This window comes from Niastella vici (assembly GCF_002077945.1).
GTDB lineage: Bacteria > Bacteroidota > Bacteroidia > Chitinophagales > Chitinophagaceae > Niastella > Niastella vici.
The window spans coordinates 101,885-113,976 of the sequence record NZ_LVYD01000043.1 but is presented as its reverse complement, the minus strand read 5'-3'; the positions used below and the strand labels follow the sequence as shown (position 1 = coordinate 113,976).

12 protein-coding genes are annotated in these 12,092 nt (G+C 46.0%); 5 read left to right on the top strand and 7 right to left on the bottom strand.

Going from position 1 to position 12,092, the window contains the following annotated elements; all coding sequences use genetic code 11:
* Nucleotides 1-27: 27 nt before the first annotated feature.
* Complete coding sequence (locus tag A3860_RS42265; protein ID WP_081147199.1) at nucleotides 28-207, bottom strand: rhomboid family intramembrane serine protease; 180 nt, start codon at nucleotides 205-207, stop codon at nucleotides 28-30.
* 62 nt (nucleotides 208-269) lie between these two features.
* Entirely contained in the window at nucleotides 270-1,529 is a 1,260-nt protein-coding gene (locus tag A3860_RS13275) for a hypothetical protein (RefSeq protein WP_081147198.1), read from the bottom strand.
* 121 nt (nucleotides 1,530-1,650) lie between these two features.
* Between A3860_RS13275 and A3860_RS13270 the strand changes: the two genes are divergently transcribed.
* A complete protein-coding gene (locus A3860_RS13270) occupies nucleotides 1,651-2,838 on the top strand; it encodes a hypothetical protein (RefSeq protein WP_081147197.1) in 1,188 nt (395 codons plus the stop codon).
* A gap of 77 nt (nucleotides 2,839-2,915) precedes the next feature.
* Here A3860_RS13270 and A3860_RS13265 read toward each other — a convergent pair whose 3' ends face one another.
* The 5 genes from A3860_RS13265 to A3860_RS13245 are packed head-to-tail and all read right to left on the bottom strand — an operon-like array spanning nucleotide 2,916 to nucleotide 7,639.
* Nucleotides 2,916-3,155 carry a DUF6755 family protein gene (locus A3860_RS13265; protein WP_081147196.1) on the bottom strand — a complete coding sequence of 80 codons (240 nt, stop codon included), beginning with the start codon at nucleotides 3,153-3,155 and terminating at the stop codon, nucleotides 2,916-2,918.
* 27 nt (nucleotides 3,156-3,182) lie between these two features.
* Nucleotides 3,183-3,689, bottom strand: coding sequence for a Rieske (2Fe-2S) protein (locus A3860_RS13260; RefSeq protein WP_081147195.1), 507 nt, complete (start codon nucleotides 3,687-3,689; stop codon nucleotides 3,183-3,185).
* A gap of 37 nt (nucleotides 3,690-3,726) precedes the next feature.
* Nucleotides 3,727-4,293, bottom strand: a complete 567-nt coding sequence (locus A3860_RS13255) for a 4Fe-4S dicluster domain-containing protein (protein WP_081147194.1) — start codon at nucleotides 4,291-4,293, stop codon at nucleotides 3,727-3,729.
* Between the two features lie 26 nt (nucleotides 4,294-4,319).
* Nucleotides 4,320-6,536 (bottom strand): molybdopterin oxidoreductase family protein, encoded by a 2,217-nt coding sequence (locus tag A3860_RS13250; protein WP_081147193.1) that lies wholly within the window; start codon nucleotides 6,534-6,536, stop codon nucleotides 4,320-4,322.
* A 38-nt stretch (nucleotides 6,537-6,574) separates the two neighbouring features.
* Nucleotides 6,575-7,639, bottom strand: a complete 1,065-nt coding sequence (locus A3860_RS13245; RefSeq protein ID WP_173820209.1) for an MFS transporter — start codon at nucleotides 7,637-7,639, stop codon at nucleotides 6,575-6,577.
* A 225-nt stretch (nucleotides 7,640-7,864) separates the two neighbouring features.
* On the opposite strand from A3860_RS13245, the gene A3860_RS13240 reads away from it, so the two are divergent.
* The 4 genes from A3860_RS13240 to A3860_RS13225 all read left to right on the top strand — a co-directional run bounded on the left by A3860_RS13240 (nucleotide 7,865) and on the right by A3860_RS13225 (nucleotide 12,067).
* Nucleotides 7,865-9,364 carry an MFS transporter gene (locus A3860_RS13240; RefSeq protein ID WP_081147192.1) on the top strand — a complete coding sequence of 500 codons (1,500 nt, stop codon included), beginning with the start codon at nucleotides 7,865-7,867 and terminating at the stop codon, nucleotides 9,362-9,364.
* A 165-nt stretch (nucleotides 9,365-9,529) separates the two neighbouring features.
* Nucleotides 9,530-9,961: a hemerythrin domain-containing protein gene (locus A3860_RS13235; protein ID WP_081147191.1), complete on the top strand. Its 432-nt coding sequence runs from the start codon at nucleotides 9,530-9,532 to the stop codon at nucleotides 9,959-9,961.
* Nucleotides 9,962-9,971: 10 nt separating this feature from the next.
* On the top strand, nucleotides 9,972-10,778 hold the full coding sequence (locus A3860_RS13230) for a DUF2249 domain-containing protein (protein ID WP_081147190.1): 807 nt from the start codon (nucleotides 9,972-9,974) through the stop codon (nucleotides 10,776-10,778).
* On the top strand, nucleotides 10,778-12,067 hold the full coding sequence (locus A3860_RS13225) for a cation-translocating P-type ATPase (RefSeq protein ID WP_081147189.1): 1,290 nt from the start codon (nucleotides 10,778-10,780) through the stop codon (nucleotides 12,065-12,067). Before A3860_RS13230 ends, A3860_RS13225 begins: the two co-directional genes overlap by 1 nt.
* The last annotated feature ends 25 nt before the right edge of the window (nucleotides 12,068-12,092 follow it).

The window sequence follows — 12,092 nt, the reverse complement described above, 5'->3', positions numbered from 1 at the left end:
GCTTTGCTTAACTCTTTTGGGAGCGCCTTACGCTAATAAAACCCCGTACAAACCGAAGATGGCGCCTGAAGCACCTACGCTCACCGTTGCGGTATGCCACCACAAACTTGTAATACTGGCAACAATACCTGTTACCAGATAGATGATTGCAAATTTCGATCTGCCTAATTGCGGTTCCAGAAAGACCCCAGGCCAGGCAGTTTTCATTTGACGTATCAGCAGCAGTAGCAAGTATTGGCAACGGGACTTTGTTAACGGCCCCGCTGTTTTTACTTCAGTTCATACAATTTCCCGCCCGCAGTAAACCGGGTTTCTTTCACAGCAGCGGCCCCATTGAATCTGTATTGCACACCAACAATACCGGTTGGCTTATTGGGAAACGTAAACGTACTGGCCTTTTTGTTATTGACATAGATCGTAGCTGTTTTATTGACTGTTTCAACCCGCAACGATGTCCATTGAGTAAGATCGCAGCCAAACGCCGACAGATCAGCCGTTTTACTCTCGGCCTGCCATCCACAAAAGTATAGCGACAGGTCACCTACACAGGATTGGGCAGCCAGTGGTATAATGATGATATCATTCTTGCATTGAATAAGCACCTGGGTTTTGTGACAGGCATTGGCGCCATCGTCAAAGTTGTTTTTCACCATGGTTTCGAAGGTGAAATTGTCATTCATCAGTTCCCCGAGATCCTGCTGGTTAAAAAAACGCAGCTTTGGCGTCTGTGATACCTGCTGATGTGCGCTCAACATGGAATCGGTTACTTCAACAATTCCGTTTTGCAAACACTGCTCTTTTTTAAAATAAACCGGAACCGGCTGCTCCTCGAGCAGGCACAACCAGCCACCGGTGGTGATCCACAGTTCGTGCGTTTTTACAATTTGGCCATCGGCAATGAGTTTGGCCTTGAAGTAGCCGGGATAATAATAAATGGCAGAATGCTCGTGTTTATCAGCTGGCACCAATGTTTTGCGGGTAATATCCCAGGTTTGCACTATAAATAAAGAATCTGGTTTTTGCCTGGCGGTGTAATGAAATATCACGGAATTGGGCACCCCTTCAGTCATTATTTTGTTGGCACTGAAATCGAACTGAGCGGGGTCGTATAATTTAGTGCGCCGCCCCGCAGAAAGGAAAACGACAAACACGACGGCAACCAAAACCAGTATGCCTGCAAGCCCCAGCATAAACCGTTTCGATTTCCGCTGCGATGCCGGCATCGCCTCAACAACCATCTTTTCCTGTTCAACCGGTTTGACTGTATTTTGTTTGAAATGCTGCCAATCATTAAACCCGGCGAATTGTGCCAGGGTATTGAGGGTAGCCAATGTTGGTGCGCTATCGTATTTCAGCCGGCCAAAAATGCGTTTGAGGGTAGTCACACTCAGGCGTACCTGCGTACGATCATAGATCGCATCGGACAGTTTTTCAAAGTCATAGGTCGACCACTCGCTGCTGGCCCCGCGGTCAAGAATACCCTCGATCTGCTTAAGGATATGGGCAAGGTGTTCGTTGTTGTTGCTCATTTTATTCGTTTAAAATGAATTGGCGTGCATTTGCACCACATTGGCGTGCGCTTGCACACCATGAAGGCTGTATACCCATGTAACTTGTTGGGCTAACACATAAAGTTATAAAACAGCCTTTATGAAATTAATATTCAAAAAAATCACCATCCTTCCCTGTATTCTTTTCCTGTTCGCTTTTTCTGCCTTTGCTCAAAAAAACAAAAAGCCGGCTGCAAAGGAGATCACCATTCCTATGGAGCCGGCCTACTGGCGATACGATACCAGTGGCGTAGAATTTATTTTATACAATAATGTGAAGGCTGCTCACCTTAAAAAACCGCTGCCCCTGTTTCCTAAAGAGGTTCAATTTTCAAACGGTATTATTGAATATGATGTAGCATTGGGCCAGGGATTTCCCGGTGTAGCCTTCCGCCTGTCGCCCGACAGTAAACAGGGGGATCATTTTTACCTGCGCTATTTTGGCACCACCTCACCCGAAAGCCGAACTACCCTGCAATATGCGGCGATCGTTGACAGTACGAGCATGTGGAACCTGACGGATGAATACCAGGCAGGCGCCACCCTGAACATACCCGGTTGGAACCATGTAAAACTTGTAGTGTCGGGCAAACAAATGAAAGCTTATGTAAATGATATGAACCGGCCCGCATTGATGGTGCCGGCACTGGAAGGCGGCCTGGAAAAAGGCGGCATCGCTTTTTCAGGCGGCAATGTAACCATCGCCAATTTTATAATAAGACCCGACTCCGTTGAGGGTCTTTGTGCAGCGCCGGGATATATATCCACGTACAATGATACCCGGTACCTGCGTAGCTGGCAGGTAAGCCCGGCCAGCGATTTTGCTTTTGGGAAAGAGATCCCGCCGCCATTTCCCTATTTGGCCGGGCCGCTCAAAAGCGTTGGCTTCCCAGATAGCACAACAACATGGACGCCCATATGGGCAGAACCCCGTGGCGTAATTAATATAACCCGGCTTTTCGGCCGTACACCATTCACCAAACGCCGGCTTGCCTGGTTGAAAACAACGATTGAATCGGACAGTGCGCAGGAGCGTACGCTTCATCTCGGCTTTGTGGATGAGATCTGCCTTTATGTAAATGGACAGTTCCTGTTTGCCGATAAAAATTTCTATGGCACCCCTGGTCAAAAATTTCCCCGGGGAAGGTGCTCGATCGAGAACGCAGTAATAAAGTTGCCGCTAAAGAAAGGTAAAAATGAAGTGCTGATAGGGCTGGCCAATTTTTTCTATGGCTGGGGCATCATTGCGCGCATAGATGATACGGAAGGAATTCACCTGGCTAAATAGGCCAGGTGTTAGCTAAGCAATTGTATGAGCCTTTCCACTGCCGGCCAATTCAGGATAATGCCTGACATTTCAACTGGCTATTGCCGGCTCCGCGGCAGGTAATAAAGCAACCAGCAATTGATAATGAAAATAACCAGCGATGCTATGAAGGCGGGAAAGGCAATGCCGCTGTTATGTGCCAATGCATTGTTGAGCCCACTGTAAAGCAACCAGATCTGAATGGTCACGTTCAGGATCAACAGCACGATGATGGCCAGCATCAGCGTGCTGGTCTTGTTGGGATGTGCCTGGCTTTGCGCCCTGCGAAAAGTACTCATGGTATCCTAAATTAATTTATCGTGTTGTTATGCCTCTTCTTTTGCCGCAGCAACAAAAATATCGTTCCCCTTCACCTGTACATCCAACCGCGGAAGCGGTCGCGGCGGCGGGCCCTGCAGCACTTCACCCGTCATGGCATCGAACCAACCATTATGGCAGGGACATTCAATTTTGCCGCTGCCCGGTTTATAAAATACCGCACAGGACAGATGGGTACATTTTTGTTCATAGGCTTTGAACTCACCGTTTTCGAGGTGTATCAGGATATAAGGCGTGGTGCTTCCTTCCAAAACAAATGACCTGGTGCCACCTACCGGTAATTCAGTAATACTGCACACCCGGTGTGCGCCCTTTATTTTTTTGTCGGGGGAAAGAACAGATTTCGCGGCCACAAATGCGCTGCCTGTTGCCAAACCGCCCGATACCAGGCAAAGGAATTTTGCAAACTGTCTGCGGGTTACGGACGTAGTTTCTGACTGACTGATGGGGAAATCATTTTTCCAATCAGGATATTTCTCATTATTATCAGACATAGTAACAAATATTCAATGATAACTATAAATCGTTTTGTTAGTCAACTTTCAACCTGGTTGAACCTGCCGGCATCATGATATTAACCTTGGTCTTTACTTCCAGCTTGCCGAACTGGAAAGTATTTACCGGCACGCTGTTGGGCCGCATCTTCCGCATTTCTTCCCTGGTTCCATAATACAGGGCCTGACTGGGGCATACGGTGGCGCACATGGGCTTTTTACCGGCGCTGGTGCGGTCGTAACACATGTTGCATTTCATCATCATGTCGTATTTCTCTTCCTTGATGGGCACCCCGAACGGACAGGCCATTACACAATTTGAACAACCTATACAGCGGGCTGAATTGGCGGTATGCACTACCCCAAATTCATCTTTGCTGATGGCATCGGCCGGACAAACATTCGCACATACGGGATCATCACAATGCATGCACACCTGTACCGTGGTTTGTATAGTTACCGCCCGCTCCACATAATTCACATGAATCATGGACTGCTGTCCGTTGGTTTCACATTCGGCGCAGGCCGCTTCACAGGCCTTGCAGCCAATGCAACGCTGCATATCCACAAAAAATTCCATCTCGGTTTTGTAATAGGTAGTCATGCGATCGTTTTTAGTGTGGACTATTATTAAATACTGTCATAGGCATGTGATTCCTGCGGCGAAGGCGCCTGTTTTCTTAACGGTACCAACTGGCAGGCACACACTTTAAATTCGGGTATTTTGGAAATAGGGTCCAGCGTTCCCGGTGTTAACTGATTAGCCGATTTACGACCAGGCCAGTGATAAGGTATAAAGACCGTATCCTTGCGAATGGTCTCTACAATATTTGCCGGGAACTCCGCCTCACCCCTGCGGGTGATCACTTTCACCAGTTCGCGCTGTGCAATGCCATATTTAGCTGCCAGCTCGGGATGTATCTCGAGTAAAGGCTCGGGATATTGATTTACCAGTTTGCCAATGCGCCTGGTTTGCGTACCACTCAGGTATTGCGATACTACTCTGCCTGTGGTGAGCACTACAGGGTATTCGGCATCTACCACTTCTCCGGGGTCTTTATACAGCACCGGATTGAAATGGGCTTTTCCATCGACAGTGGCAAATTTCCTGTCTTCCCATAAACGCGGTGTACCGGGGTGGTCCATAGTGGGACAGGGCCAGAATACGCCCATGTTCTTTTCAATTTTTTCGTAGGTGATGCCATAATAATCAGCAGTTCCTCCCCGTGATGCCACCCTGAGCTCATTAAAAATATCTTCACTGCTGTTATAAGAAAATTTATCACCGGCGCCCAGGCGTTTAGCTAATTCAAGAAGGATAGAAGTATCGGTGCGGGCGTGCCGCGGTGGGGTAACGGCCTGGCGTATCCGGGTTACGCGGCCTTCGGCCGTAGTAACGGTTCCCTCCTCTTCTTCATGTAAAGAACCGGGAAAAATAATATCTGCATGGCGCGCCGTTTCGTTCATAAAGAAATCTATGGTAGCATAAAATTCCAGTTTCTCAAATGCTTCCCGAACATAATTATTATTGGGCAATGATACCAATGGATTGAAGCAGAGGGAGATCAGTCCTTTTACTTCACCGCGGTGAATAGCTTCTATCAGTTCATACGCAGTATAGCCGGCACTGGGCATTTCGCTTTCTTCAATACCCCAAACCTCCGCAATGTATTTTCTATGTGCGGGATTATTAATATCGCGATTGCCGGGCAGCTGATCGCATTTGTGACCATGCTCGCGACCGCCCTGGCCATTGCCCTGCCCCGTTATGGTGGCGTAGCCGCAATACGGTTTGCCAATTCTTCCGGTAGCCAACACCAGGTTTATGCAGCCCAGCACATTGTCGACTCCTTTTGAATGGTGCTCAATACCTCTTGCATGCAATAAAAAACTGGTCGCGGCCTTGCCCCACCATTCGGCTGCGATGGCAATTTTTTCTTTGGCAATACCAGTCACCTGCTCTGCCCATTCAAGGGTATAATCTTTTACCGCATCGATGGTTTGTTGAAAACCGCTTGTATGGTTATTTATAAAATCATGGTCCAGCAGATCCTTTTCAACCAGGTAGCGAAGCATGGCGCCATACAGGGCCGAATCGGTTCCCGGCCGTATATCTAAATGCAGATCAGCTGTGCGTGCCAGTGGTATTACCCTTGGATCAACGACGATCAATTTGGCGCCATTGTCCCTGGCCTGCCAGATCCAATGCGTTAGCGTGGGAAATGTTTCGCTTACGTTGGCCCCGCAAACCATGATCACTTCGGCCTTGCCGAGGTCTGAATAGTTATTGGAGCCCCGGTCGAGTCCAAACGCTTTTTTATTACCGGCGCCGGCGCTTACCATGCAAAGGCGACCATTATAATCGAGGTTACGGGTCTTCAATGCCACGCGGGCAAATTTTCCGACGAGGTAACTTTTTTCGTTGGTAATTGATACGCCTGACAACATGGCGAATGCATCATTGCCATAAGTTTGTTGAATGCGCTTTATTTCGGCAATCGTTTTTTCCATCGAGGCTTCCCAGCTCATAGGTTTAAAGCCTACGCCTTCCACTCGTTGAAGCGGTTCCAGCAAGCGGTCGGGATGGTTGTTTTGCAAATACCGCTGTACGCCTTTGGGACAAAGCCTGCCTTCATTAAAAGGAAATTCCATCCAGGGATCAAAACCAACTACCTTATTATTTTTAACCAGCAATTTTATTCCACATTGCATGCCACAAAAGCAACAATGGGTTTCCACCACTTTATCAGGCTCATCTCTTCCCGCAAAACCTTCCTGGGGAGCAAAATTCAAATGAGGTCCAAATTGCGCTATGAGCTTTTCTGCCGGAACTGGTAATGTAGCCATGAGTATTTATTTCAAACTGCTTAAAATAGAAATTGTTCTTACCCGAAAAACTTACCACTTTCTTCACGGGCCTTCAGGTGCGCCTTTGCCAGGGCCGATCTTTTTCCTTCGGGGCTCAGGTCAAGGTGCGAGCTGCCATCTTCCAACGTAAAATCAAAACCCAATTCGGTGGTTACGGTTTTCAGATCGTCGATATGCATTTGGGTGGCAAATGGTTTATGGGTATGCGGGCATACAGCCATTCCTTTTTTCTCGCCTTCCTTTTTATATAAATGCGCGCCGACCTGCGCTGGCCGTTGTATGATATGAAAGAACTTTCCAAACGGGATCCAGATCAAAAACAGTATCACGGTAACCGCATGTGTTACCGCCATAAATTCATATGTTTTACCTTTCAGAAATTCATAATCGTAGGTAAGTCCCAACCCGGTAACGGAAATGCCTATTAGCAAGATCAGCGGCAGCCAGTCGCCTTCAAAGGTTTGGGTGGCAATTTGCCCCGCATGCGTTAAGCGGCGGCGCATAAATAATAAACAGCCAATGATCACCAGCCACGAGCACCAGTTGAGAATATGAAAAATGAAAAACGCAATCCATGAGCCCAGCTTAAACTCCATTACTTTAAACCCGAACAAATGGGCTTCGTATAAATTGGTATCGGCGGGATCGATGCTGGTGGCAGGGTTCATGGTAAAATGGATCCAGCCCAGGGTGAGCGGGATGGTAACTGAAAATGCCAGCAGGCAGCCCGTTGCCAACAGAAAATGGCCCCACCATCTTGCTTTTCCACGCGGATAAATAAACCGTTGAAATGCGATATTGCGCACCAGCTTCTGGATCGACAGGCCGGCATATTCCACAAAACTTTTTGAAAAAAGCAGTTGCCATCCCCTTTTAAAATACATCCAGGTGGGCGGCCGCTGCAACCAAACGCAGTAGCGATAGATGATGCCAAACAGGGCGAACACCGTACCGAATAAGTAGGCTATTAAGGCCGCATCAAAATTCTGTAGCTTGCGGGAACCATAAAACACCAACGCCACGGTAATAATACAACAGCACAATGCAACGAGGAATGCTTTTTTGTTGAGTCGGAACTTCATAACTGTCATACGAATAGTGTAAAAATAGAGTGCCGCCAATAAAAAATACCTGATAGAAATCATGCCTTTATGCGTGACATGGTCAGGCACAGAGTAATTTACTGAAAATATTTTTGTGAAATACAGGTAAAATACAAAGCCCAATTCGGTAATAAGATATCTTAGCAGGGCCAGCTATTATTGCCAGTGATTTAAAAAAAGTTTTTACGGTTTAATTATAAGTATATGAACAGTGCACCTTCACCTACCGCACACCGGATCCTGCTCTTCAACACCCTTGCTTTTACTGTTTGTTTTGCCGGCTGGATGCTGAACGGCGTATTGGTAACCTACCTTGTTGATGCCGGTATTTTTAACTGGAGCCTGGTAGAAGTTGGCTGGTTGTTGGGTGTACCGGTGCTTACCGGATCATTGATGCGGCTGCCAATGGGCATGATCACGGACCGGATTGGTGGCAAATGGGTTTTCTCTACCTTATTACTGGGCTGTTCAATCCCTATGTTCCTTTTATCAAAAGCCAATAGTTATGGGGCTTTTCTGGCGCTGAGCTTTTTCTTTGGGTTATTAGGTACTGGTTTTTCGATTGGGGTTGGATTTACTTCTGTATGGTATCCTAAAAACTGGCAGGGCCGGGCATTGGGATTGTTCGGAATGGGCAATATTGGGTCTGCCCTTACCACCTTGATGGCGCCTTCCTTATTAAAATCATTGACGGGCAATGGAAGCAATCCCGAAGGCTGGCGGCAATTGCCGGTTATATATGCGGTTGCGTTAGCTGTTATGGGCGTTCTTTTCATGGTATTCACCAAAAACAAAAAACCGGAGACATCAGATAAAACACTGCTTAAATTATTACAGCCATTAAAGAACGTGCGGGTTTGGCGCTTTGGGTTGTACTATTTTCTGGCCTTTGGCTGCTTTGTTACTTTTTCGCAGTGGCTGCTGCCCTATTTTGTTAATGTGTATAGTGTAAACCTCATCACGGCAGGTTTTCTGGCATCAGCCTTTAGTTTGCCAGCAGGTGCTTTCAGGGCTGTTGGCGGCTGGCTGAGTGATAAATACGGCGCCCGCAAGGTGATGTACTGGGTGCTTAACAGTTCAATTGTGTTAAGCTTTTTGCTGATGATACCACGCATGGAAATTTTTACGCCTGGTACCGGCATTATGGCAACACAGGCCGGTACTGTTACAAATGTCTCCAATACGGTTATACAGGTTGATCAAAAGCAATATCCTGTTATACAAAAAACCAACAAATTTGGGAATAGTGACCGGGAGGCCATGATATTACCGGGAAAAGATGTTTGGCAGGAACCGGTGGTAAAACAGGGCGATAAAGTGGCAAAAAAACAATTACTGGCAAAGGGAACAACCCTGATCTTTTTCAATGCAAACCGGTGGATGTTTGTGGTCTTCATTACATTGATAGGCGCGTGTTGGGGTATTGGTACTGCTGCCGTGTTCAAACATATACCGGAATATTTTCCGAAAGAAATTGGCGCTGTTGGCGGCATGGTGGGTATGCTCGGCGGATTAGGCGGTTTTATTGGCCCTATTCTGTTTGGGTATCTGTTAAACGTAACGGGCCTATGGACCAGCTCCTGGATGTTCGTATGCCTGTTATCGGGCGCCAGTTTATTGTGGATGCACTCGGTCATTACCAATATGATGAAGAAAGAAGCGCCACGGCTGGCCGACAAAATTGAGAATGTACCTGTTCAATAAGCCATATAGCCTCCAAATTTATGAATATGGTCATCTGCTGGCCTGACAGTCATCAGGCCAACAGATGATACTTCGTCAATTAATAAAAGTATTGCAGTACTTCTATATCAGCCATTTCAAATCCTCCTACTTTTGTTTCAGCGGCAACTGATAAAAATTTTAATCATGGAAACGCATAAACCAATTAAACGCAGTAAGGCGTTTGTTCAATTTTCAAAAGACCATCATTTTGGCTTATTGCATATTTGGCAGATAAGGCAGGATATAAACAAAAACACAGCTGCCGCGACTATCGGCAAGTATATACTGGATTTCTTTGAGAAAGACCTGGCAAAACATTTTAAGGAAGAAGAAGAACTTATTTTCAGTAAACTACCCGCTGAAGATCCATTGCGCAAGCAGGCAGAAGCTGAACATGCCCAACTGTATCTTCTTATTGACTCTATAAAAAACAACCGGATCGATAAACAATTATTGCAGCATTTTGCCAATTTACTGGAAGCGCATATCCGGTTTGAGGAAAGGACCCTTTTTAATCATTTACAGGAAATATTGAAACCAGCCGAATTGGAAGAGATCCTGTTACATACTAAATGATCACCCCGCCATGGTTATAACAGCCAATACAAAAATTGCCGCTATTTTAAAGCATAATCCCGCGGCGTTGGAAGCCATCGTTAGCATTTCTCCCAAATTTGAGAAGTTGCGAAATCCAGTATTGAGAAAATTAATGGCAGGGCGGGCTTCCCTTTCAATGGCCAGTAAGATCAGCGGCTGCCGGCTACATGAGCTTTTTGAAAAACTACAACCATTGGGTTTTGTTGTTGACGAAACCGTCCCTGCTTTCGCTGAAGAAAAAAGAGAGGCACCTGATTTTATCAGGTCGATTCAAAAAGAACAAATTGTTGTGCTGGATGTGCGGCCGGTGATGGCATCGGGAAAAGATCCATTGAATATTATCCTTGAAAAGATCAGGGCGCTTCAACCTAAACAGGTCCTGAAGATCCAGAACACATTTGAGCCCACGCCTTTAATGAAACTGTTGCAGAAACAGGGATTCGAATCCTATGCCACAGCAATTAATAACAACCTGGTAGAGACCTGGTTTTACGGGCGGTCAGCAACGGCGCCACCAAATAATACACCGCTCACCGATGCTACTAAAAACTGGAACCAACTCTTCGAACGGTTCAAAGACCGGCTGCAAACAATTGATGTTAGAAACCTGGAGATGCCTTTGCCCATGTTAACAATCCTGGAAGCGCTGGATAATTTAGCTGCAGGGACTGCTTTATTTGTTTATCATAAACGCATTCCCGTATTGCTGCTCCCCGAACTGGTGCAAAGGAAATTTGATTACAGAATAAAAGAGATCAGCGACCGGGAAGTGCATCTTTTAATTTTCAATTCGTGATGCTTACAGGTAATAACCATAACGAATTGGTTAAAACAACCACCCACAAGGTAGTAGTACCATTTTACATCTATGCGGCATTGGCTTTCCTGGTAGCTGCCTGGCTTTTGTTTACTTCGTCACACACGTTTTCACAATATTATTTTCAACCGCAACTATTAGCCATTACGCATACGATGGCCCTTGGCTGGGGCACTATGATCATCTTAGGTTCAAGCCACCAGCTATTGCCGATACTGGTTGAAAGAGAACTGTACAGTAATACCCTGGCCCATTTCACCTTTGCCTTTGCTGCAGTGGGCATACCCATGTTGGTGTGGTCGTTTTATACTTTTAATATGCTATGGCCTGCCCAATCGGGCGCCCTTCTAATTAATATTGCCGTACTGCTGTATTTAATAAATGTAACGGCAAGCATTCTAAAAAGCCAGCACGAAAACATACATGCCGTTTTTGTGCTCACTTCAGGCATCTGGTTATTCATTACAACCCTGATAGGCGGCCTGCTGGTTTTTAATTTCACTTATAATTTGTTACCCAAAGATTCGCTGCATTATCTTTCGTTGCACGCCCACCTGGGCATTACCGGATGGTTTTTACTACTTGTCATTGGTGTTGGCACTAAACTCATTCCCCTGTTCTTAATTTCCCAATACAGCAACACCAGCCTGTTAAAATGGATCTTTGCTTTAATTAATGCAGGACTACTAGCTTTTGTTTTCATTTTTCTTTTTATCCAATTGCCGTTCCTGTTCCTCATCCCTGTTGCACTTATTACAATTGCACTGGTCCTTTTCGGGTATTATTGCTTCAAAGCCTATCAGCTGCGCATTCGCAAACAGCCTGACGGACAAATGAAGGTCTCCCTGCTATCTGCAGCCATGATGGCAGTGCCCCTATTATTCCTGCTAATCATAATTACCATGCTGCTTAATTCGCCGGTGAATACCCATGTGGTACTGACTTATGGTTTCACGATCTTTTTCGGGTGGCTGACAGCCATTATTTTAGGAATGACCTTTAAAACATTGCCTTTTATTATCTGGAATAAAAAGTATCATGCAAAAGCCGGACTGGGCCAAACGCCCAATCCCAAAGATCTTTTCAGCGACAAAGTATTTAATGGCATGGCAATTAGTTACCTGTTTGGATTTTGCTGTTTCGCAGGGGGCATTTTAACCGCTGACGCCATGGTATTAAAAACGGGGGCAGCCTCATTGCTTTGTTGCGCTTTTTTGTATAACACCAATGTTCTCAAAATACTTTTTCACAAAGAAAATTTGTCATGAATGCCGTTACAGATGATGATGAGCT

What these genes read in the sequence shown, in the direction of transcription:
- A3860_RS42265 (WP_081147199.1), bottom strand. Translation starts at nt 207, where the DNA reads ATGAAAACTGCCTGGCCTGGGGTCTTTCTGGAACCGCAATTAGGCAGA.
- A3860_RS13275 (WP_081147198.1), bottom strand. Translation starts at nt 1,529, where the DNA reads ATGAGCAACAACAACGAACACCTTGCCCATATCCTTAAGCAGATCGAG.
- A3860_RS13270 (WP_081147197.1), top strand. Translation starts at nt 1,651, where the DNA reads ATGAAATTAATATTCAAAAAAATCACCATCCTTCCCTGTATTCTTTTC.
- A3860_RS13265 (WP_081147196.1), bottom strand. Translation starts at nt 3,155, where the DNA reads ATGAGTACTTTTCGCAGGGCGCAAAGCCAGGCACATCCCAACAAGACC.
- A3860_RS13260 (WP_081147195.1), bottom strand. Translation starts at nt 3,689, where the DNA reads ATGTCTGATAATAATGAGAAATATCCTGATTGGAAAAATGATTTCCCC.
- A3860_RS13255 (WP_081147194.1), bottom strand. Translation starts at nt 4,293, where the DNA reads ATGACTACCTATTACAAAACCGAGATGGAATTTTTTGTGGATATGCAG.
- A3860_RS13250 (WP_081147193.1), bottom strand. Translation starts at nt 6,536, where the DNA reads ATGGCTACATTACCAGTTCCGGCAGAAAAGCTCATAGCGCAATTTGGA.
- A3860_RS13245 (WP_173820209.1), bottom strand. Translation starts at nt 7,639, where the DNA reads ATGAAGTTCCGACTCAACAAAAAAGCATTCCTCGTTGCATTGTGCTGT.
- A3860_RS13240 (WP_081147192.1), top strand. Translation starts at nt 7,865, where the DNA reads ATGAACAGTGCACCTTCACCTACCGCACACCGGATCCTGCTCTTCAAC.
- A3860_RS13235 (WP_081147191.1), top strand. Translation starts at nt 9,530, where the DNA reads ATGGAAACGCATAAACCAATTAAACGCAGTAAGGCGTTTGTTCAATTT.
- A3860_RS13230 (WP_081147190.1), top strand. Translation starts at nt 9,972, where the DNA reads ATGGTTATAACAGCCAATACAAAAATTGCCGCTATTTTAAAGCATAAT.
- A3860_RS13225 (WP_081147189.1), top strand. Translation starts at nt 10,778, where the DNA reads ATGCTTACAGGTAATAACCATAACGAATTGGTTAAAACAACCACCCAC.